General features: G+C 67.3%; 14 protein-coding genes. 5 read left to right on the top strand and 9 right to left on the bottom strand.

The window, feature by feature from the left end; translation table 11 throughout:
• Positions 1-57: 57 nt before the first annotated feature.
• The 4 genes from CKO40_RS05085 to CKO40_RS05070 all read right to left on the bottom strand — a co-directional run bounded on the left by CKO40_RS05085 (position 58) and on the right by CKO40_RS05070 (position 5,611).
• Positions 58-1,560, bottom strand: coding sequence for a cobyric acid synthase (locus CKO40_RS05085; RefSeq protein WP_200345224.1), 1,503 nt, complete (start codon positions 1,558-1,560; stop codon positions 58-60).
• 128 nt (positions 1,561-1,688) lie between these two features.
• The gene (gene bchE, locus CKO40_RS05080) at positions 1,689-3,428 is read right to left on the bottom strand and encodes a magnesium-protoporphyrin IX monomethyl ester anaerobic oxidative cyclase (protein WP_200345111.1); all 1,740 of its coding nucleotides are present in this window, start codon (positions 3,426-3,428) and stop codon (positions 1,689-1,691) included.
• Between the two features lie 411 nt (positions 3,429-3,839).
• Positions 3,840-4,652 (bottom strand): ABC transporter ATP-binding protein, encoded by an 813-nt coding sequence (locus tag CKO40_RS05075; RefSeq protein WP_200345110.1) that lies wholly within the window; start codon positions 4,650-4,652, stop codon positions 3,840-3,842.
• Positions 4,649-5,611, bottom strand: coding sequence for a FecCD family ABC transporter permease (locus CKO40_RS05070; protein WP_338074123.1), 963 nt, complete (start codon positions 5,609-5,611; stop codon positions 4,649-4,651). The genes CKO40_RS05075 and CKO40_RS05070 overlap by 4 nt, the downstream gene beginning before the upstream one ends.
• Positions 5,612-5,684: 73 nt before the next feature.
• On the opposite strand from CKO40_RS05070, the gene CKO40_RS05065 reads away from it, so the two are divergent.
• A complete protein-coding gene (locus CKO40_RS05065) occupies positions 5,685-6,002 on the top strand; it encodes a hypothetical protein (RefSeq protein WP_200345109.1) in 318 nt (105 codons plus the stop codon).
• A 6-nt stretch (positions 6,003-6,008) separates the two neighbouring features.
• On the opposite strand, the gene CKO40_RS05060 is transcribed toward CKO40_RS05065, so the two are convergent.
• From CKO40_RS05060 to CKO40_RS05050, 3 genes are all read right to left on the bottom strand, one after another.
• Positions 6,009-6,788 carry an ABC transporter substrate-binding protein gene (locus CKO40_RS05060; RefSeq protein WP_338074122.1) on the bottom strand — a complete coding sequence of 260 codons (780 nt, stop codon included), beginning with the start codon at positions 6,786-6,788 and terminating at the stop codon, positions 6,009-6,011.
• Between the two features lie 446 nt (positions 6,789-7,234).
• On the bottom strand, positions 7,235-8,314 hold the full coding sequence (gene queG, locus CKO40_RS05055; RefSeq protein WP_200345108.1) for a tRNA epoxyqueuosine(34) reductase QueG: 1,080 nt from the start codon (positions 8,312-8,314) through the stop codon (positions 7,235-7,237).
• An 11-nt stretch (positions 8,315-8,325) separates the two neighbouring features.
• A complete protein-coding gene (locus CKO40_RS05050) occupies positions 8,326-9,243 on the bottom strand; it encodes a PD-(D/E)XK nuclease family protein (protein ID WP_200345107.1) in 918 nt (305 codons plus the stop codon).
• Between the two features lie 321 nt (positions 9,244-9,564).
• Between CKO40_RS05050 and btuB the strand changes: the two genes are divergently transcribed.
• The 4 genes from btuB to CKO40_RS05030 all read left to right on the top strand — a co-directional run bounded on the left by btuB (position 9,565) and on the right by CKO40_RS05030 (position 14,704).
• Positions 9,565-11,424, top strand: a complete 1,860-nt coding sequence (gene btuB / locus CKO40_RS05045) for a TonB-dependent vitamin B12 receptor (protein WP_200345106.1) — start codon at positions 9,565-9,567, stop codon at positions 11,422-11,424.
• A 291-nt stretch (positions 11,425-11,715) separates the two neighbouring features.
• A complete protein-coding gene (cobT, locus tag CKO40_RS05040) occupies positions 11,716-12,813 on the top strand; it encodes a nicotinate-nucleotide--dimethylbenzimidazole phosphoribosyltransferase (RefSeq protein ID WP_200345105.1) in 1,098 nt (365 codons plus the stop codon).
• A gap of 21 nt (positions 12,814-12,834) precedes the next feature.
• Positions 12,835-13,548: a histidine phosphatase family protein gene (locus tag CKO40_RS05035; protein WP_200345104.1), complete on the top strand. Its 714-nt coding sequence runs from the start codon at positions 12,835-12,837 to the stop codon at positions 13,546-13,548.
• The gene (locus tag CKO40_RS05030) at positions 13,541-14,704 is read left to right on the top strand and encodes an aminotransferase class I/II-fold pyridoxal phosphate-dependent enzyme (RefSeq protein WP_200345103.1); all 1,164 of its coding nucleotides are present in this window, start codon (positions 13,541-13,543) and stop codon (positions 14,702-14,704) included. The genes CKO40_RS05035 and CKO40_RS05030 overlap by 8 nt, the downstream gene beginning before the upstream one ends.
• A 34-nt stretch (positions 14,705-14,738) precedes the next feature.
• On the opposite strand, the gene CKO40_RS24170 is transcribed toward CKO40_RS05030, so the two are convergent.
• Both CKO40_RS24170 and CKO40_RS05015 read right to left on the bottom strand, forming a co-directional pair.
• Complete coding sequence (locus CKO40_RS24170) at positions 14,739-20,834, bottom strand: excinuclease ABC subunit UvrA (RefSeq protein WP_242476837.1); 6,096 nt, start codon at positions 20,832-20,834, stop codon at positions 14,739-14,741.
• Entirely contained in the window at positions 20,834-21,037 is a 204-nt protein-coding gene (locus CKO40_RS05015) for a hypothetical protein (protein WP_200345233.1), read from the bottom strand. The genes CKO40_RS24170 and CKO40_RS05015 overlap by 1 nt, the downstream gene beginning before the upstream one ends.
• Between the last annotated feature and the right edge of the window lie 182 nt (positions 21,038-21,219).

The following is a 21,219-nucleotide window of genomic DNA, read 5'->3' as shown; positions in this document are numbered from 1 at the left end:
GGGTGGAGCGGTCGCGGTCAACTGCGGTTTCGAGTCGAATGGGTATGACGGTTTCCGTTAGCGCGCAAGGGCGAGCAGTGCATCGAGGTCCAGGTTGGCCTCGCAATGGTCGGCGAGGGCATCGAGGGCGGCCTCGATACGGGCCTCGAAGTCGATCTGGGCCGCTCGGGCGCCGATCTGCTCGAGCCAGTGGGCGCGGAAGGCGTCGCTTGCGAAGATGCCGTGGACGTAGCCACCCATGACGCGGCCGTCGGCGGAGACGGCGCCTTCCGGGCGGGTTCGGCCCGCGGCGTCGAGCGCGAGCCAGGGGTGCTCCAGTCCGGCGCCGGTGGTGCGGCCCATGTGCATCTCGTAGCCGGTGAGGCGGCAGCCGCTGTGACGGTCCTGAGCGTCGAGCTCGAGCAGGCGCTTGTCGCCGCCGATGGTGGTCTCGATCTCGAGCAGGCCGAGGCCGGGGGTCTCTCCGGGTGGGCCTTCGATCCCGTCTGGATCGCGCACCACGCGGCCGAGCATCTGGAAGCCAGCGCACAGCCCCAGTACCCGGCCGCCGCGGCGCACATGGGCGAGGATGTCGATGTCCCACCCCTCGCGCCGCAATGTCTCGAGGTCGGCGCGCGTGGCCTTGGAGCCGGGCAAGATGATGACATCGGTCGTGGCCGGGATCGGCTGGCCGGGCTGAATCCAGCGTAGATTCACCGCCGGCTCGGCGGCGAGCGGGTCGAGGTCGTCGAAGTTGGCGACCCGCGAGAGGCGCGGTATCGCGATGTTCACCGTCCCTCCCGAGGTCTCGGCCGGGCGCTCGAGCGCGAGTGAGTCCTCAGCGGGCAGCCGGTGGGCGCCCTCGAACCAGCGCACCACGCCGAGGAAGGGCCAGCCGGTGTGCTCGGTGATGGTCGCGCAGGCGGGCTCGAACAAGGAGAAGTCGCCGCGGAACTTGTTGACCAGGTAGCCGACCACCCGGTCGCGGTCGGCCTGATCCAACAGCAGCCAGGTGCCGACCAGCGAGGCCATGGTGCCGCCCTTGTCGAGATCGCCGACGATGACCACCGGCACCTCGGCGCGTTCGGCGAAGTACATGTTGGTGATGTCGCACTGGCGCAGATAGACCTCGGCGCCGCTGCCGGCGCCCTCGACGAGGACTAGGTCGGCCTCGGCGCAGGTGCGCTCGAAGCTGTCGAGGATGGCCGGCATCATCCCCTGGCGCATCTGGTGATAGGTGCGGGCCGGGCAGTTGCCGAGCGAACGCCCGCGCAGCACCACCTGCGAGCCGACATTGGTCTGCGGCTTGAGCAGCACCGGGTTCATGTGGATCGAGGGCGGCACGCCGCAGGCGCGCGCCTGCAGTGCCTGGGCGCGCCCGATCTCCCCCTGCGGCCTCTCGCCGTGCGGCTGCTGGCCATCCGGGTCGGGTGCCGCATCGCTGTCGGCGGTGACCGCGGCATTGTTGCTCATGTTCTGCGCCTTGAACGGGCGCACCTGCAGGCCGCGCCGGGCGTAGGCGCGGCACAGGCCGGCGACTAGCAGGCTCTTGCCGACGTCCGAGGCGGTGCCTTGGATCATGAGCGCTCTGGCGCGCCTTGGACCGCTGCGTGTCAGCAGCGGGAGGTCGTCGGGGATCTGGGGGGCTTGCTCGAGCTTCAAGGCAGTACCTATTACGGGCTGTTCGTTACCCAGCCCCGACGGGGGCGTCAGGCCTCTTCGAGGGCCTTGGCGCGCTCTTCCTGATTGATGGCGAGCTCGGGGTTGTTCATCTGCTCCTCGGTGAGCTGCTCGCCGCCACCGCCGCAGGCCATCATCGAGGCCTTGGCCTTCTTGGTCTCCGGGATCGCGACCTCGACACTCTCGAGCTGTTCCGTTCCGCCGCCGCAGGCCTTGGGGACCGCGGCGCTGGTGCCGACCGCGGGCCGCTTGGCCGCCGGTGCCTGCTTCCAGGCGTTGTGATCGGGCTCGACGATCTTCTCCTTGCTCTTGTCGTAGTCGAAGCGGATCAGCTTCTTGAACATCGGCCCCCAGTAGTTCTGCTTGCCGAGCTGGTAGAACTTGCGCTCGAAGGCGCTCTTGAAGAAGGCCTTGATGCAGCCGATCAGGTACCTGCGGCGGAAGGCGTCCTTGACCCAGGGATACTGGAACAGCATCCGCTTCATGTAGAAGCGCCGATAGTTGGCCATGACCCCATCGAGCAGCTCGGCGCGGTCGATGTTGTCGGGCTTCATGATCGGCTGCACGAAGTTGTACTTCGAGTAGTCGAAGACCTCGACCTTGTCGCCCATCTCGGAGAACATGTCGGAGAAGGGCCAGGGGGTGTACATCGACCAGTTGGCCATGTCGGCGCCCCAGTCCATGACCATCTGGTAGGTCTCCTCGAGCGTCTCGCGGGTCTCGTTCTCGAGGCCGACGATGAACTGCGCCTCGGTGACGATGCCGTTCTCCTGCAGCAGGCGCACCGCGCGCTTGTTCTGCTCGATCGTGGTCTCCTTGACGAAGCGGTCCAGGTTGAGCTGCGCGGCGGCCTCGGTGCCGAGCGAGACGTGCACCAGCCCGGCCTTGCGGTAGAAGGGCAGCAGCTCCTCGTCGCGCATCACGTCGGTGACGCGGGTGTTGATGCCCCAATGGATGCCGAGATCGCGGTCGATCAGTTCCTGACAGAACTCGATGAACTTGTTGCGATTGATCTGCGGCTCCTCGTCGGCGAGGATGAAGAAGCCGACGCCGTGGACCTTCACCAGCTCCTCGATCTCGTCGACCATCTGCTTCGGGTCGCGCACCCGATAGTCGCGCCAGAACTTCCACTGCGAGCAGAAGCTGCAGGTGAACGGGCAGCCGCGCGCCATGTTGGGCGTCGCGACCGGCACGCCGAGCGGGATGTAGATGTACTTCTTCCACTCGAGGATGCCCCAGTCGGGCCAGATCGAGTCGACGTCCTTGATCGAGGGCTCGACCGGGGTGGCGATGACGTTGTCGTCCTCGAGATAGGCGATGCCTTTGATCTGCTCGCGCTCGGCCGGCCAGCGGCCCTCGTCGATCGCGCGCACCAGGTTCAGCGTCACCGCCTCGCCCTCGCCGCGCACGATGACATCGATCCAGGGCGCCTCGCCGAACACCTGCTGGTACATGAAGGTCGGATGGATGCCGCCGAGCAGGGTGATCGCGTTGGGGCATTCCTCCCGGGCGATCTGCAGCAGGCGCTGGGCGGCGTAGATCATCGGCGTCATCGCCGTCGTCGCGACGATGTCGGCGTTGGCCTCGCGGATCGCCGTTCTCAGCTGTTCCTCGTCGAGGTCGTCCACCAAGGCATCGACGAACTGGTAATCGGTATAGCCGCCCTGTTTCAGATAACCGGCTAGATAGGCGACCCAGGCCGGCGACCAGTTGCCGGCGATGTCGGCGGCGCCGGCGCTATAGTTCGGGTGGACAAAGAGGATGCGCATACTCAGCTCCGAATGAATCGTGCCGTTGCCCGCAGCAGCGGACCGGCGGTGAGAGGGCTTCCGCGTCGAAGACCGCGGTAGGCGATGACCGCCTCGGCCGGGATTCGCTGTCTCGACCAGCTGACAGACCGAATCGTCGCGTTCGCTTGACGACCGCAGATTAGCATGCTGGGCCGCTGAGGTGCCGCGCAGGCCGCGGCGTGAGTTGCCTTGAATCAAGCCCGAGCGGCTTTCTCAGGCGCTTCCGTGCGAGCTTGGCCGCATGGTATTCGCAGCGGTTTCGTCAGCCAACGCGGGGACCAGTACGCTGTCGACGCGCAAGCGGCCGATCTGAAGCCCCTGCAAGATCAACTCGTGGAGTCGGGGCTTCGCGTTACTTGCTCGGGTTGATCCAACTTGCATCAGTTGCGGTCAAGCATCGTGCGCCACGGCCCAGGGCACGATGTAACGGCGGGTCTCGCCGCCTTCGATCTGCTCGCCGATGAGCGCGCGCACGCCATAGACGCTGCGGAGATTGTCACTGCTCAGCACGCTGTCGACAGCGCCGCTCGCAACCGGGCGGCCCTGATCCAACAGCAGCAAGCGGTCGCAGAAGCGGCTGGCGAGGGTCAGATCGTGCAGCACGACCACGACCGTTTGGCCGCTGCGGCAACGCGCGCGCAGCAGCTCCATCACCCGCAGTTGGTGCATCGGATCGAGCGCGGCGACCGGCTCGTCGGCGAGCAGGACCTCGGCCTCGACCGCGAGCACGCGGGCGAGGCGGGCGCGGGCGCGCTCGCCGCCGGAGAGGGTGTCCGAGCGGCGCTCGCGCAGGGCCCAGACATCGGTCGCGTGCAACGCCTGTTCGATGGCCGCGTGGTCGGCCGCACTGGCGCCTGGGGCCTGACCGCCGCGCCACCAGCTGCCGCGGTAGGGATGGCGCCCGAGCGCGACCAGATCACGCACCCGGATCGGCCATTGCAGCCGATCATCCTGGCTCAGATAGGCCAGCCGTCGGGCGCGCTCGCGCGCGTTCATCGCGGCGAGCGACGCGCCCTCCAGCAGGACCTCGCCGCTCGCTGGCAGCAGCTGCATCAGGGCCTTGACCAAGGTGCTCTTGCCGGCGCCATTAGGGCCGATCAGCCCGAACAGCTCGCCGCGGCCGATCGCGAGGTCGACGCCCGCGAGCAGGGTCTGCCCCCGAATCTGCACCGACAGGTCATGGAGTTGCAGGCAAGGCGTCATAGCATGTCCCGGCGCGAGCGCAGCACCAATGCCAGGAAGAAGGGGGCGCCGACCAGGGCGGTGACCACGCCGAGCTGCAGCTCCTTGGGCGTGTCGATCAGGCGCAGCGTGATATCGGCAGCCAGCACCAGCACGGCGCCGCCGAGGGCGCTCGGCAGCAGCAGCTGTCCGGAGCGATACTGGACGAAGCGTCGCAGCATGTGCGGCACCACCAGGCCGACGAAGCCGATGGCGCCGGTGACCGCGACGCAGGCGCCGACGCTGAGCGCGGTGCCGACGATCACCAGGATGCGCAGCCGCGGCAGATTCACGCCCAGGCTGGTCGCCTCGGCCTCGCCGAGCGCGATCACCTCGAGCGCCGGTGCGGCGGTCAGCAGCAGCGCGAGTCCGCCAACCACGAACGGCAGCACCAGGCGCACGTCGGCGAAGCTGCGATCGCTGATCGAGCCGAGCAGCCAGAGCACGATGTCCTGCACATCGTAGGGGTTCGGCGCCAGGTTCAGCGCCAGCGAGGTCAGCGCCGAGGCCAGCGCCGAGACCGCGACCCCGGCCAGGATCAGCGTCAGGTTCGAGGAGCCGGCGCGCGCGAGGCCATACAGGAACAAGGTCGCGATCAGGGCGAACAGCATCGCCACCGCCGGCAGCGTCCAGTCGTTGATGGCGCTCAGGCCGAAATAGAGGGTCAGCACCGCGCCGAGCCCGGCGCTCGACGAGATCCCGAGCAGGCCGGGCTCGGCGAGCGGATTGCGGAGCAGACCCTGCAGGGCCGCGCCGGACATCCCCAGCGCCATCCCGACCAGCCAGGCGAGGGCGACGCGGGGCAGCCGGATCTGCTGCACGATCAGCTGATGATTCTCCGGCCCGCTGCCGAATAGACCAGCGACCACCTCGTCGATGGTGAGGGGGGCGGCGCCGAAGCGCAGCGAGAGCAGGCTCAGCGCGAGCATTAGGAGGAGCAAGACTAGGCTCAGCGGCAGGGCGCCGGCGCGCGGCACCCGGGCGAGGCGGGCCGCGCCCGTGCCCAGCCGGCTGATGCCCGCCCCGCTGGTGCTCGCCCCGCTGGTGCTCGGCCTGCTGGTGCTCGGCCTGCTGGTGTTCGGCCTGCTGGTGCTCGGCCTGCTGGTGCTCGGCCTGCTAGTGCTCGGCCTGCTAGTGCTCGGCCTGCTGGTGCTCGGTCTGCTGGTGTTTGCCCCGCTGGCGCTCGGGCCGTTGGTGCCCGGGCCGCCCGTGATCGCCCTGCCGGTGCTTGGCCCGCTGCTGTTCCGTGCCCCGGCGATGGCATCGCCGCTGATGGGCGCGTCGGCGTCGTCGAGGGTGGGCTCGCCCCTTGCGGTGGAATCGCTCAAGTGAGATCGCTCATCGGTTGGGCCGCGGGCTCGATACCGGCCCCAGGCGCTCGAGCTGCGCGGCGATGTGCTCGGCGGCGTCGATCAGCTCGAGCCCGCCGCAGCCCCAGGCGCTGTCGCTCGGCATGCCGATGGTCGGCACGCGGGCCAGCAGATCGGCCAGCAGCGGGTGGCGGGCGAAGCGCGACTGGGAGGGCGGCTGTGCCTTATCGAAATAGCCGAGCAGGATCAGATCGGGCGGCTCGGCGATGACCTGCTCGAGCGGCATCCGGCCCCAGCCGCGAATCCCTTGCTCGGCGGCGAGGTTGCGCAAGCCCAGCAGCTGTATCATCGCGTCGATATAGGTGTCGCGGCCGGCGGTGCCGCCGTTCGGGCGCAGATAGAGCGTGCGGTAAGGGTGGGGTTGGCTGGGGAGGGCCGCGATGCGTGCGGTGGCGCGCGCGGTGGCGCGCTCGCCTGCCGCGGCGCGGCCGATCGTCTGGGCCAGGCTGCGGGTCATCTCCAGCGCGTCATCCAGGTCCTGTGGGTAGGGCAGCGGCACGGTCCGGACGCCCTGGCGCGCGAGCAGGTCGCTGTGCGGTCGCCCGGACCAACCGAGGTAGGTCAGCGCGATATCCGGGCCATAGTAGAGCAGCTCCTCGACCGCGCCTTGATTCGCCGGATAGCCCGCCGCGCGCTCGGTGACCGGCGAGACGACCGGGTCCTGGGCCTGGTGGGAGACCGACAGGATCTGCTCGGGCCGGCCCAGCCGCAACAGCAGCAGATCGGCGCAGAGGTTGGTGCTGACCACGCTGGGCAACTGCTCGGTGGCGCCTGCGGAAGACGGCGAGCCTGAGGCTGGATGGGTCTCCGCGGTCGCTGACGCAGCGGGCAGAGCCGCGAAGGCCGCCAACGTCACCAGCCATGGCAACAGCCAGGGGAGGCCACGAAAAGGGTGGGAGTGTCGACGTAGACAGGGGGTGAACTTCGATGGCACAGCAGAGTAGCCCGAATGCCTATCCCGAACCAGGATTCTCGGTCGGTTCGGATCGGCCCCGGTGGCAGCAGCTCGGAAAGGCGCGTGATTATGACCGAATCGGCCACGCGATGCCGAAAAGGCCGGACATCAAGAGCCGGTTGCACATCCGGCAGGCACGGATAGCGCGGCGGAGCCTCGCCCCCCGGGCACGGTGTGGCCATCCGTTTACCCTGAATAACGCAGGATTCATCGTCCGGGGTGGCGCCGTGCGATGCGCGTTAGCCGCTGTGCCGCGCGATCGCCCAGCCGACATGCTCGCGCACCACTGGGCTCGGATGATCGAGGCGCTGTTGCAGGGTGCTGCGGACCGCGGCCGTGGTCGGCGCATTGCCCAGGGCCACGGCGATGTTGCGCAGCCAGCGCTCGTGGCCGAGGCGGCGGATCGCACTGCCTTCGGTCCGTTGCAGGAAGGTCGGCTCGTCCCAGCCGAACAGCTCGATCAGCGTCGCGGTATCGAGCCGGTTGCGAGCGAAGAAATCACCCTCGTCGGTCAGCCGTGCGAAGCGGTTCCAAGGGCAGCAGAGCTGGCAATCGTCGCAGCCGTAGATGTGATTGCCCATCTTGGGTCGCAGCGGCTCCGGGATCGGCCCGAAATGCTCGATCGTCAGATAGGAGATGCAGAGCCGGGCATCGAGCTGGAACGGCGCGATGATCGCATCGGTCGGGCAGACCTCAATGCAGGCCCGGCAGCGGCCGCAGTGCTCGGCGGCGGGCTCGTCGGGCGGCAGCGGCAGGTCGCAGTAGATCTCGCCGAGGAAGAACCAGGAGCCAGCCGCATGGTTGATCAGGTTGGTGTGCTTGCCGATCCAGCCGAGACCGGCCTTCTCGGCGAGCGGCTTCTCCATCACCGGCGCCGAATCGACGAACACCCGCCAGCCATAGCGGCCAATCGCCGACTCCAGTCGCTGAGCCAGGTGCTTGAGCCGGTTGCGCAGGACCTTGTGATAGTCGCGCCCGAGCGCGTAGCGCGAGACGAAGGCGCGCGCCGGGTCGGTCAGCGCCGCGTCGACCGCCTGCTGATGCTCGGGCAGATAGTCCATCCGCGCCGAGATCACCGACAGGGTGCCTGGCACTAGCTCGTCGGGCCGCGTGCGCTTGGTGCCGTGCCGGGCCATGTAGTCCATCTCGCCGTGCAGCGAGTCGGCCAGCCACTGTTTCAGCCGGCCCTCGGCCTGACGCAGGTCGCAGTCGGCGATGCCGATCTGCTGGAAGCCGAGCTCCTGTCCCCAGCGCTTGAGGTCGCGCTTCAACGCATTGAACTGCGGCGGTGAGAGGGCCTGACGGGTGGGGCTGGGCATTGCTGCCGCCCTCAGGCCTCGGCTTCGAGCGAGCGCACATCCACGGAATCATGATAGAGCTCGATCCCGAGCCGCTCGGCGACCTGGCGCGCCCGTGGATCGACCATCGGCGAGATCACGATCAGGCGCTGGGCCTTGCGCTGGTGGCGCTCCTCGTAGAAGCGGGCCTTGCGCTCGAAGCTGTACATCCCAGCTTTGTCGATCGATGACTTGAGCTCGCAGATCAGCAGGAGGCCGTTCTTGATGATGATGTCGAGCTCGATCTGCTCCGGACGTCCGAAGACCACGCCCTCGTCGTCGAACTCGTTGACGTTGAGCACCTGGACATCGAAATTCTCTTCAAGGATGCCTGCGAGGGCCTTCCGGAACGCGGCCTCGGACTGCATCCCCCAGCGCGACCCCAAGGCGCCGATGCTGCGATCGACCTTCTTGGCTTGCGCCATGATCTCTTCATGGACGCGATCGAAGTGGCGATTGCTCTCCTCCCAGTTGAGCTTCTGCTCCTCCCACTTCTGCGTTTGCTCCTCCCACTTGCGTTCCTGGGCCCACCATTTGCGCGAGTCTTCCTCCCATCTTCGCTTCTGCTCCTCCCACTTTTGCGTCTGCTCCTCCCATTTACGTTCCTGTGCCCACCATCTGCGCGAGTCTTCCTCCCATTTGCGCTCCTGCTCCTCCCACTTCTGCGTCTGCTCCTCCCATTTGCGTTCCTGGGCCCACCATCTGCGCGAGTCTTCCTCCCATTTGCGTGTCTGCTCCTCGCGATCACGTCGGAGCTCGTCCATCATCTGGTTGAACCAGTCCGAGCTCTCGCTGCGCGTTGGATGGTGCTGACGCGTCAGCTCCAGCACATAGTCGCGAAAACCCGGGTCCTCCCGCAGCAAGGCCGGCAGCTCCCGCTTGATCGCTTCCTTCAGTGATTCGGCTGTCATGGCTTGCACCCTCGCCCGTTATGTCGTCGTCTCAACAAATAACAGAAGTCATCAGCCTTATGGTAACGCCTCGCCATTGCTTCCGGTCGGCCGATGCCAGGAGACCAGGAGCCACAAGCCACAAGCCACAAGCCAGGAGCCGAGCTGGGGAGCCCTGTGCAGCAAGTCGCCGGCTTGGGACAGTAAGTCAGTCGTGCACATTGTCCCGCCCGCTAATAGCTTGGCTGGCCGCCTGCGCCAAAAAATAGGGATGAATGGCTGATATCGGTCAATCAGGCAGGCTGAGGTCCCTGTTATCCTGAGTAGTTTTTCGGAGATCGCATGAGCCCCGCCCTCTCCGTCGTCCCGTCGTTGCTCGCGCTCGCGCTGGTAGCACATCCGGTTGCTGCGCAGGTCGAGGACGTCGATGAATTGGACCCGATCGTCATCACCGCGGCACGCACCGCCCAGACCGCCGACGAGGCGCTGGCCTCGGTGACCGTCGTCGATCGGGCCGAGATGGATCGGCGCCAGTCCCACACCATGACCGATGTGATGCGGGGACTCCCAGGCGTCGATATCTCGACCAACGGTGGCTTGGGGCACAACACCAATATCTATCTGCGCGGTGCTCGGCCGGATCACACCTTGCTGCTGATCGATGGGGTGCGCATCGGCTCGGCCAGCAGCGGCTTCCTGCCCTGGGCCTCGATCCCGCTCGGTCTCGTCGAGCGTGTCGAGGTGGTGCGCGGACCGAGCTCGAGCCTCTATGGGTCGGAGGCGATCGGCGGCGTCGTCCAGGTCTTCACCCGCAGCGGCGAGGTCGGTCCGCTGCGTCCGCGCCTGCTGATCGGTGCCGGCAGCGATAACAGGATCAATACTCAATTCGGCGTATCCGGGGGCACCGATACCGATTTCGGCACAGGCTGGTTCGACGCCGGGCTCGGCTTCGAGCAGACGCAGGGATTCAATGTCTGTGATGGGACGCCGGACGGAGGCGGCTGCGGCGTCTACGAATTCGATGACGACGGCTATCGCAATGGCAATGGCTCGCTGCGTGCCGGCTGGGCCTTCTCGGATCGGCTCGAGATCGATCTCAACTTCCTGCGCTCGGAGGGGGATCTCGAGTATGACGGGAGCGCTTTCTACGGCAACGAGAAGCGACAGGTCTTGCAGGTGCTCGGCACGCGTCTGACGGCCAAGCCCCTCGACCCCTGGACTCTGACCCTCAGTGCGGGCCGGAGTTGGGACGATAGTGAGATCTTCGCCAACGGCGAATTCATCAACCGGCTCGACAACCGCCGGGATCAGCTGAGCTGGCAGAACGATATCGCCTTCGCGCCCGGCCAGCTGGCGACGATCGGGATCGACTACCTCCGCGACGAGCTGAGCACGCCGACCGACTACGACGAGACCTCGCGCGAGACCACGGGCGTCTTCGGTCAATACCTCGGCAGGCTGCTTGGCCAGGACCTGCAGCTCAGTCTGCGCCACGACGACAACGAGCAGTACGGCGGCAAGACGACCGGGGATGCGCGTTGGGGCATCGCCCTTGAGAATGGGCTGCGGCTGACCGCTGCCTACGGCACGGCATTCAAGGCGCCGACCTTCAATGATCTCTACTATCCCGGGTTCGGCAACCCGGATCTCGAGCCCGAGACCTCTTGGAGCGCCGAGCTCGGTCTGTCCGGACGGCATGTTTGGGGCGAATGGGCGTTGAATGCCTACCAGACCGAGGTCGACGAGCTGATCGCCTTCGATGCCGCGACCTACTCGCCGATGAACATCGACCAGGCCCGCATCCGTGGGCTCGAGCTCTGGGCCACTGCCGATCTCTCGGGCTGGCTGCTCGACGGCAACCTGACCTTGCTCGATCCCCGCAACGACAGCGAGGGCCCCAACGACGGCAATCTGCTGCCGCGTCGGGCGCAGCAGACCGTCCGGCTCGATGCCGATCGGCGCTTCGGTCAGATCGATGTCGGCGCGACCGTCTTCGTCTCCGGTCGCCGCTTCGATGACGACGAGAACGCGGTGCGTCTCGATGGTTATTCGCTTGTCGATCTGCGCGCCGCCTATGCCTTCAGCGATGCGCTGCGGATCGAAGGGCGGATCGAGAACCTGTTCGACGAAGACTATGAGACCGCCGCCTACTTCAATCAGCCTGGCCGCACCCTCTTCCTGGCGCTGCGCTATGAGCCTTAAGGACGCAACAGACATGGCTTCGTTAGACATGGCTTCTTTAGACAGGGCTTCGTTGCAGCGGCGACGCGGTTGCCCGGCAAATAGACCTCGAAACGACAGTTGACCGCTGCCCAGATTTAGAGGTCCTATCAAAACGGCCGCTTGACCCGCGCAACCTCCTGATCGATCAGGCTACAGGAGGCATTCTGTTAGGTCTTCTCAGACAGCGGCTTGGATGGAAGCGGCGCAGCAGACGCGATTGCTCAACGACGCGACAGCGGCTTCTTGAACACACTCGCTGAGGAACACCCGATGAGCCCCAGTAACTCGACCGATCCACACGCAGCCGGTGGAATCGACTGGTGTCGTGCACCAGCGGCTGCGGTGGATCTGAATGCCCGCGAGGCGGCGATCAGCCGTCAAGGGAATCTGACCAAGCCGCCCGGGGCGCTGGGGCGCCTCGAGGACATCGCGATTCAGCTCGCCGCGCTGCAGGGACGTGAAACGCCCGGCGTGGATCGGGCCTGGATCAGCGTGTTCGCAGCCGATCATGGCGTCGCCGCTGCCGGCGTCTCCGCCTTCCCGCAGGAGGTAACCGCGCAGATGATCGCCAATATGGCCACTGGCGGCGCCGCGATCAGCGTGCTGGCGAAACGGATCGGAGCCGAGATCGAGCTGATCGATCTCGGGACGGTCGCTCCGGTCGCGCCGCATCCGATGATCCGTGATGCCGCGATCGCGCCTGCGACCGCGAATCTTGCCGAAGGCCCGGCGATGTCGCCGGTCCAGCTCGAGCAGGCCCTTGGCGAAGGGGCAGCGGCCGTCGAGCGCGCACGTGCGTCCGGGGCCGAGCTCTACATCGCCGGCGAGATGGGGATCGGCAACACGACCGCCGCGACGGCGCTCGCGGCCGGCTTGTTGGGCCGGCCAGCGGCGGAGCTGGTCGGTCCCGGGACCGGGCTCGACCATGCCGGCCTGACGCGCAAACGGGCGCTCATCGATGCGGCGTTGGCTCGGCATGCCGAGCAGCTCAGTGATCCCGCCGCCGCGCTCGCCTGTCTTGGCGGCTTCGAGATTGCCGCGATGGCCGGCGCCTACATCGCCTGTGCGCAGCAAGGCCTGCCGGCGCTGGTCGATGGCTTCATCAGCTCGGCCGCGGCCTTGGCGGCCTGTCGACTCTGCCCCGGCGCGGCCGACTGGATGCTGCTGGCACATGCCTCGGCCGAGCCCGGTCATCAGGCGATCGTCGCGGCCCTCGGCAAGCAACCGCTGCTTGATCTCGGGATGCGGCTCGGGGAGGGCAGCGGAGCAGCGGCCGCCTTTCCGCTACTCCGGTTAGCCTGTCAGCTGCACGCCGAGATGGCGACCTTCGCCGAGGCCGGCGTCGCCGAGAAGGCGCGTGAGGCCTGATTCGACGTCCGAGCCTGACCCATGTTTGCGTATTGGTTGATCGATCTGGTGCGCCACGGCGAGACCGAGGGCGGCGCCTGCTTCCGAGGTTGGCAGGATGACTCGCTCAGCGCGGCTGGCTGGCAGCAGCTCGAGCAGGCGACGGCGGGCGCGCCGATTCCGCCGCAGTCCGCTGCGGCGCCCGGCCACGCATCTGGCCTGTCTTCCGGGCACGGGAGCAGGCCGACAGCGGTTCGCTCCGAGACGCCCGCCGAGACACAGCCTGCCGCCTGGGATCGCATTCTGACCTCGCCGGCGCGGCGTTGCGCGTCCTTTGCGCAAACCCTGGGCCGGCGGCTCGGGATCGGGGTCGAGCCACGCGATGCGTTCCGCGAGCGCGGTTTCGGCGCCTGGGAGGGCAAGCGAGCGGACCAGCTCCCGGCGGATGAGCTGGCCCGCTTCTGGACAGAGCCGAGCGGTTATGATCCGCCTGACTCGGAACCCTTCGCCGATTTTCGCCACCGGGTCATCGGGGCTTGGCACGAACTCGTCGACCGCAGGGAAGGGCATACATTACTGATCACCCATGGCGGGGTGATTCGGGTGATCCTGGGTGAGGTCTTGGGGCTCGCCGATGACCGCCTGCTTCTGCTCGAGGTGCCGCCCGCCTGTCGGACTCGCTTGCGCGTGCCGATCGGTGAAGGCCGCCCCAGTCTGATCAGTCACGGTGAGCCGACGGCAGCTTCAAGTGACTGATCGGCACGGCGGCAACCTCGAGCGGCTGTCGAGCATGAGCGGGCGGCCCCCGCAGACCCTGCTCGACTTCAGCGCCAACATCAATCCGCTCGGCATGCCGGCAGCGGCCCGAGAGGCATTGATCGACGGCATCGATGCGCTCGGCCATTATCCGGACCCGAACTGTACGGCGTTGCGGCAGGCGATTGCGGCGCATCACGATATCGATCCTGCGCTTATCGTGGCCGGAAACGGCGCCGAGCAGCTCATCTGGTGGTTGCCGCGGCTGGTGCATCCGCGCCGGGTGCTGATCACCGCACCCTGCTATGTCGATTATCGGCGCGCCGCTGATGTCTGGGGCGTGCCCGTACAGGTGCTGGAGCTGAAGGCCGAGCATGGGTTCCGGCTGGACCCGGAGCGTCTAGCTGTCGCAGCGCGACCGGGCGATCTGGTCTGGGTCGGCCAGCCGAATAACCCGACCGGGATGCTGGTCGAGCCCGATGCCCTCGAGCAGGTAGTGCGCCATCGTCCCGACGTGGACTGGGCGATCGACGAGGCCTTCATCGACTTCGTCGAGGCGGTGACGACTGCGACTGCCCAACGCCCGGCTAATCGGCCGGGCGCGGATTCCTTCATCGAGTTGGTCGACGCGGTGACGACTGCGGCGGCCTGGCGGCTGCCGAACCTGATCGTGCTGCGCTCGATGACCAAGTTCTATGCACTCGCCGGGCTGCGGCTCGGCTATGCAGTGCTGAGCGCCGACCGGGCCGATGCGTTGGCGCAGCTGCTGCCCGACTGGTCGGTTAATCGCTTGGCGTCGGCGGCCGGTGTCGCGGTGCTCGCCGAACCAGAGCGGTCAGCCTTTGCCGAGCGGACGCGTGTCTCGGTGCGGATGCAGCGCCAATGGTTGGCTCAGGTGCTGCGCGGGTTGGGGCTGCCGGTGATCGACGGACAGGCCAACTATCTGCTCCTGCGGCTGCCGGAGCCGTTGCCCACTGCGACGGTGATCGCTGAGCGGTTGCTAACGCAGTCTGGCATCGCCGTGCGTGTCTGTGACAACTATGCTGGCCTCGATGAGCGCTACCTGCGGATCGCAGTGCGCACAGCCGATGAGAATCAGCGGCTTGTTGGTGCTTTGCAGTCTGTCCTCGGCGGTGAATGCAGCCTTCGCGAGTGACAGGTTCGCGATTGCCAACGGCCGGCGTGCTCAGTCAATTCGTCCAGTGCATACTCAGCGCCTCCGCGGTGGCGCCGATGCCGCGCTGCGCGATCTCGCTCGGAGCACCGTCGGCCACTAGCCGTCCGCCTGCATCGCCTCCTTCTGGTCCCAGGTCGATCACCCAGTCGGCGGCCGCGATCAGGTCTAGATCGTGCTCGATCACGATGAGCGAATGGCCGGCCTGGACCAACTGCCGTAGCACGCCGATCAGCCGCTCGGTATCGGCCATATGCAGCCCGACCGTGGGCTCGTCGAGCAGGTAGAGGGTCGGCTGCTGCGTCCCGCCATCGGTTCCGCCGCGCGCCTTCGCCAACTCGGTGACGAGCTTGATTCGCTGTGCTTCGCCGCCGGAGAGCGTCGGGCTGGCTTGTCCGAGCGAGAGATACCCCAACCCGACCTGCTGCAATAGCCCGAGCGGGTGGCGAATCGGCGGATGCGCCTGGAACAGCTCGACGGCCTCGTCGACGCTCATCGCCAGCACCTCGCCGATATCGCGTCCCAGGTAGCGGATGCGCCGCGTCTCGGCGTTGAAGCGCGTCCCCGCGCAGAGCTCGCAGGGCAACTTGACGTCCGGCAGAAAGCTCATCTCGACGCGCTCGACGCCTTGCCCTTCGCAGGCGGGGCAGCGGCCGGCGCCGGTGTTGAACGAGAACCGGCCCGGCCCCCAGCCGAGCATCCGCGCCTCGGGCGCGGCGGCGAACAACCGACGAATCCGGTCCCAGATCCCGATATAGGTGGCCGGGCACGACCGCGGTGTCTTGCCGATTGGGGTCTGGTCGACCTCGAGCACCCTCGTCAACGCCTGCCAGCCGGTCAGGTCGGTGCAGCCGACGAGGGCACCGGGCTGCGGACGCCGGCCGGATCGGCGCCCGGAGCCGGCGTCCGCTGCAGCGCGCTGCTTGAAACCGCGTCCGGACCCGTCCGGGCTGCTGAGCAGGCGTTTCAACGAGGCGCCGAGCACATCGCGCACCAGCGTGGACTTGCCCGAGCCGGAGACCCCGGTGACACAGACGAATTGGCCGAGCGGGACCGCGAGGTCCAACCCTTTTAGATTGTGGAGGTTGGCGCCTTCTATCCGGAGCGACTGTTCTTGTGTCGTGTCGGTGGTATCGCGACGTGCTGGCAGGCTGTGCGCTTGAATCTGATCGGTGCCAGCAGAGTAGGATGTTTCCTGGGTTTCCGGCTCGGATTGGGCTTCGGATTGGAGCTCAGACTGCGACCCGGCTTCGGCTTGCGCGGCGGCACTCGTTCGTGCTTTGCGCTCGAGGCCGGGTCTGGCTTCGGGCTCAGTATCTGGCCCTATCGATGCGGGGCGTGACTGTTTTACTTGGCTGGAATGGTCGGCGTAACGCCCAGTCTCGGAAGCGGTCTCAGAAGCGGGCGCGGACTGCGGCGATTCAGCCTGGGGTTCTCCGACGCACTGACGTGCCAGATACCGACCGGTCAGCGAAGCGGGATTCGCGGCCAGCGTGGCGGCGTCTCCGCGCGCGACCACCTCGCCCCCGTGGACCCCGGCGCCGGGCCCGAGATCGATGATCTCGTCGGCATGACGCATGGTTGCGGCGTCGTGCTCGACGACGATTAGGCTGTTGCCGTTGGCTTTCAGCGCGGCGAGGCTGTCCAGCAGACGGGCATGGTCGCGTGCGTGCAGCCCGATGCTCGGCTCGTCAAGGATGTAGCAGACGCCGCGCAGGTTGGAGCCGAGCTGGGCGGCGAGCCGAATCCGCTGTGCCTCGCCGCCGGAGAGGGTCGGCGCCGCACGCTCCAGCTTGAGGTAGCCCAGTCCCAGCTCGCGCAAGAAACCGAGCCGCGAATGGATCTCGCCGACCAAGTCCGTGGCGATCGCCGCCTCACGCTCATCCAAATCCAGATCGTCGAAGAACACCGCTGCGTCGGCGACACTCAGCGCCGACAAATCGGCGATCGAATGCCCACGAAAGCGGACCGCAAGCGCCTCGGGGCGTAATCGTTGACCCGCACAGGCGGGGCAGGGCGCCTGCGCCTCGGCGTCGAGCCAGCGACCTTCCTCGCCCGTCTGGTCGGCATCGAAACCCTTAAGCTTGAGGCCAGTCCCGAAGCAGGCCGGGCACCAGCCGTGCTTCGAGTTGTACGAGAACAGCCGCGGGTCCGGCTCGTCGAAGCCGGTACCACAGCTCGGGCAGGTGCGCTGGGTCGAGTAGGTGTGTAGCGGTGGCGATGCCGCTGGCGATGACGCACTCTTTGCGTGACTGGATTGGGTGCAGTCGAGCACGCGAACGACGCCCTTTCCGAGAACGAGCGCTTCATCCAGGCAAGCGGCCACGGCCGCGCGGTTGCTGGGATCGGTCGGTTCGGGCCCGATCCGTTGCCGCGGCAAGGGCAGGTCGATCGAATGCTCGCGATAGCGGTCGAGCGGCGGCCAGGGGCTCACCGGTACGAAGGCGCCATCGACATAGAGCTCGGGGACTCGACGGCGCTCCGCCCAGGCCGCGAGCTCCCGATAGATCCCCTTGCGGGCGATGACCAGCGGGGCGAGCAGCATGACCTCCCGTCCGGCGAAGGTCTCGAGGAGGCGTTCGAGGATCGCCTGGCGACCCTGGGGCTGAATCGGGACCTGACAGCCCGGGCAGTGCTGCACACCGAGCTTGACGAAGAGGAGCCGCAGGAAATGATGGATCTCGGTCGAGGTGCCGACCGTGCTCTTGTGCCCGCCGCGGCTGGTGCGCTGCTCGATCGCGACCGTCGGCGGCAGCCCGAGCACCGCATCGACGTCAGCGCGCGCGGCCGGCTGAACGAACTGCCGGGCATAGGCATTGAGCGACTCGAGGTACCGCCGCTGCCCCTCGGCGAACAGGATGTCGAACGCCAGCGTGCTCTTGCCGCTGCCCGAGACGCCGGTGATCACGACGAAGCGGTCGCGTGGGAGCGCGAGGCTCAGGTCCTTGAGGTTGTGCTCGCGGGCGTGGCGGACGATGATGGTGTTTTGGCTATAGGGCAGAGCGGGCTCGGCGACTTCGGCGTCGGGTTGATCGACTCTCTCGCTCAAGGCCCTGCCGGTGTGGCTGTGCGGGTGCTCGGCGAGCTCCTGCGGCGTGCCGCAGGCGACGAGCATGCCGCCCTGGTCGCCGCCCTCGGGGCCGAGATCGATGAGCCAGTCGGCGGCGCGCATCAGGTCGGTGTTGTGCTCGATCACCAGCAGCGAATGACCGGCTTCGAGCAGCCGCTCGAATGCCTGCAGCAGGGTCGCGATGTCGGCGAAATGCAGTCCCGTAGTCGGCTCGTCGAACAGGAACAGCAATCCCGGTTGCGTCGCCTTGCGGCGCTTGCGGCCCAGGGTCTTGGCCAGATGTCCGGCCAGTTTCAGGCGCTGCGCCTCGCCGCCGGAGAGGGTCGGCACCGGCTGTCCGAGACGCAGATAATCGAGGCCGACATCGGCCAGCGGCTGCAGGCTGCGCTGGATCTCGGGCTGATCGGCGAAGACGGCGAGCGCCTCGGAGACCGTCATCGCCAGCACCTCGGCGATGTTCGGCGCCGAATCCGAGTCGATATCGGACGCAGTATGCGATATCGGGGGCGAATCGCTCTGCGCGTCATTCGAGGGGACCTCCGGTTGAGATCGGCGATTGTCCGGCTTGGACTTTGAGATCGGCTCGGTACTGGGGGTTGCCTCGAGCTCGGGCCCGTCGGCGATGCGCCCGACCTCGGGACTCGATGTCGCCGTCGTGGACGCGAGCCATTCGCCCGGCAGCCGCACCTCGAGGACCTCGGGCCTGTAGCGGCGGCCATTGCAATCCGGGCAGCGCAGGTAGACGTCGGACAGGAACTGCATCTCGATGTGCTCGAAGCCGGAGCCAGAGCAGGTCGGGCAGCGCCCGGGCCCGGAGTTGAAGCTGAAATGCCCGGGCTTATAGCCCCGCTCGCGCGCGAGCGGCGCGGAGGCGAATAGTTTGCGCAACGGGTCGAGCGCGCCGACGTAACTGGCCGGGTTCGAGCGCGCGCTGCGTCCGATCGGCGCCTGATCGACCATCACCACATCCGCGATCAGCTCCTCGCCCTCGACCGCGTCGCAGTCGCCGAGCGGCCCTTCCGGGTGGCCCTTCTGTTTGGCCAGGTGATGGAACAGGACCGCCTTGACCAGCGTCGACTTGCCCGAGCCGGAGACGCCGGTCACGACCACCAGCCGTCGCAACGGCAGCGCCAGGTCGATCCCCTTGAGGTTCTGGGCGCGGGCGCCGCGGATCTGCACGGCTGGCTCGTCCGCAGCCGGCGGGTTTGGCGGTCGCGGCTCCGTGACCTGGCGGCGCCCGGACAGGTAGGCCCCGGTCAACGAGTCGGGGTCATCGAACAGGGCGCTCGGCGGGCCGTTGAAGACGAGCTCGCCGCCATGCTCGCCCGGCCCCGGCCCGATATCGAGAATCCGGTCGGCCGCGCGCATCACCTGCGGGTCATGCTCGACGACCACCAGCGAATTGCCCGCACCGCGCAGGCGCTGCAACACCGCGATGATCCGAGCCATGTCGCGCGGATGCAGGCCGATGCTGGGCTCATCGAGCACGAACAGGGTGTTCACGAGCGCGGTGCCGAGCGCGGTGGTCAGGTTGACCCGCTGCACCTCACCGCCGGAGAGGGTGCGCGACTGGCGGTCCAGCGTCAGATAGCCGAGCCCGACCGCGTTCAGATAGCGCAATCGGGAACGGATGTTCACCAGCAGCAGCTCCATCGCCTGATCCAGCGTCCCCGGCAGGCGCAGTGCGTCGAAGAAGCGCTCGACTGCGGCGAGCGGCAGCCGCATCAGGTCGTGGATCGTCAGACCGGGCAGCCCGAGCCAGGCCTGCTCAGGCAATGACGCGCGCGCATGACGGAAGCGCTCGCGCCGGTCGAGCACTGCATCGGCAAGCGCATGGTCGCCGAGGCGGAAGTCCAGCGCCGCATCCTTGAGCCGGGCACCGCCGCAAGCGGGGCAGGGATCATAGCTGCGATAGCGCGACAGCAGCACCCGCACATGCATCTTGTAGCTGCGGCCCTCCAGCCAGTCGAAGAAGCCGCGGATGCCGTACCAGACGCGTCGTTTCGGGTCATCCTCCCAGGCGCCCTCGCCCTCCAAGACCCATTCGCGGTCGGTCTCGCCGAGCGCGCGCCAGGGCACATCGGTCGGTACGCCCCGGCGATGGGCGGAGGCGATCAGGTCCTCCTGGACCTGCGAATAGCTGTCGGATTGGATCGGCTTGATCGCGCCGTCGAGCAGCGACTTGCTCGCATCGGGCACGACCTGATCCCAATCGATACCGATCACGCGGCCGAAGCCGCGGCAGGTCTCGCAGGCGCCAACCGGTGAGTTGAACGAGAACAGGCTCGGGAGCGGCTCGCGATAGTCGATCTCGCAGTCCGCGCAGTGCAGCGCGCGGGAGAACGACCAGGGCGGTCCGGGCTGGCGCTCGGCGTCGAGCGGGTAGACGCGCAGGCGGCCACGACCGTGCTCGAACGCCGCCTCCAATCCCTCCAGCGCGCGGCCGCGGTTGTCCTCGGCGAGCCTGAGCCGGTCCTGGATCACCTCCAAGCGTCCCGCGTCTTCGTGCAGGAACCGGATGTAGCCTTGCTGAGCGAGCAGGGTCTTGAGCTGCTCGGTGCTCAATCCCTCGGGGACGGCGAGCTCGAAACAGATCAGGATGCGGACCGGCTCGTCGCCTGCGCGCTGGCGCAAGGTGGCCCAGATGCGCTCGGGCGTCTCACGCTGCACCTCCCGACCGCAGCCGTGACAGAACAGTCGTGCCGCACGCGCGAACAGCAATTTCAGATGATCGTTCAGCTCGGTCAGGGTGCCAACGGTCGAGCGCGAGGTCCGGATCGAATTCGACTGATCGATCGCGATCGCCGGCGGGATGCCGTCGATCCGCTCCGCCTGCGGCCGATCCATCCGGTCGAGGAACTGCCGGGCATAGGGCGAGAAGGTCTCGACGTAGCGGCGCTGACCCTCGGCGTAGAGGGTATCGAACGCGAGTGACGACTTGCCCGAGCCGCTGACGCCGGTGACGACGATCAGCTCGCCGAGCGGCAGGTCCAGATCGAGCTGCTTGAGGTTGTTCTGGCGGACGCCGCGCAGGTGGAGCATCAACAGAGATCCATGCGCCCAGAGCCGATCGCGTACTCGCGCTCCAGCGTGCCAGCGTCGTTGATCACCCGATGCAGAAAGGCCATCAGCACCAAATTGACATAGAGTGCGCGGTACTCACCCTCGGCATTGAGCCGCTCCATCAGCTCGAGCAGACAGCTAGTCTTGCCGGTCTGACGAGGGGCATGGAGCAAGATAACCATAACGGACCCTCTTGATCGAAGGGCTGCCCCGGCTTTGCCGGGGGATGTTTACATTCCTTGCTTGGCCGTGCGGCCCTGGCTGGCAGCGCTGACCTTGGTATCCTTCGCCAGTCGATCCTCCCTCAGCCGCCCCGGAGCACGGCAACCATGAGCGCAAGCGAGCAACCCTGGCGCATCCCCTA

This window comes from Halochromatium glycolicum, from assembly GCF_016584085.1.
Taxonomy (GTDB): Bacteria; Pseudomonadota; Gammaproteobacteria; order Chromatiales; family Chromatiaceae; genus Lamprobacter; species Lamprobacter glycolicus.
Note: the sequence above shows the minus strand (reverse complement) of the source record. Positions and strands in the feature narration are given on the sequence as shown.

Excerpts from the sequence above, each read along its gene's own strand:
- CKO40_RS05035 (WP_200345104.1), top strand. The coding sequence starts at position 12,835 with ATGTTTGCGTATTGGTTGATCGATCTGGTGCGCCACGGCGAGACCGAG.
- bchE (WP_200345111.1), bottom strand. The coding sequence starts at position 3,428 with ATGCGCATCCTCTTTGTCCACCCGAACTATAGCGCCGGCGCCGCCGAC.
- CKO40_RS05075 (WP_200345110.1), bottom strand. The coding sequence starts at position 4,652 with ATGACGCCTTGCCTGCAACTCCATGACCTGTCGGTGCAGATTCGGGGG.
- CKO40_RS24170 (WP_242476837.1), bottom strand. The coding sequence starts at position 20,834 with ATGCTCCACCTGCGCGGCGTCCGCCAGAACAACCTCAAGCAGCTCGAT.
- CKO40_RS05085 (WP_200345224.1), bottom strand. The coding sequence starts at position 1,560 with ATGATCCAAGGCACCGCCTCGGACGTCGGCAAGAGCCTGCTAGTCGCC.
- btuB (WP_200345106.1), top strand. The coding sequence starts at position 9,565 with ATGAGCCCCGCCCTCTCCGTCGTCCCGTCGTTGCTCGCGCTCGCGCTG.
- queG (WP_200345108.1), bottom strand. The coding sequence starts at position 8,314 with ATGCCCAGCCCCACCCGTCAGGCCCTCTCACCGCCGCAGTTCAATGCG.
- CKO40_RS05050 (WP_200345107.1), bottom strand. The coding sequence starts at position 9,243 with ATGACAGCCGAATCACTGAAGGAAGCGATCAAGCGGGAGCTGCCGGCC.
- CKO40_RS05015 (WP_200345233.1), bottom strand. The coding sequence starts at position 21,037 with ATGGTTATCTTGCTCCATGCCCCTCGTCAGACCGGCAAGACTAGCTGT.
- cobT (WP_200345105.1), top strand. The coding sequence starts at position 11,716 with ATGAGCCCCAGTAACTCGACCGATCCACACGCAGCCGGTGGAATCGAC.
- CKO40_RS05065 (WP_200345109.1), top strand. The coding sequence starts at position 5,685 with ATGCCCGCCCCGCTGGTGCTCGCCCCGCTGGTGCTCGGCCTGCTGGTG.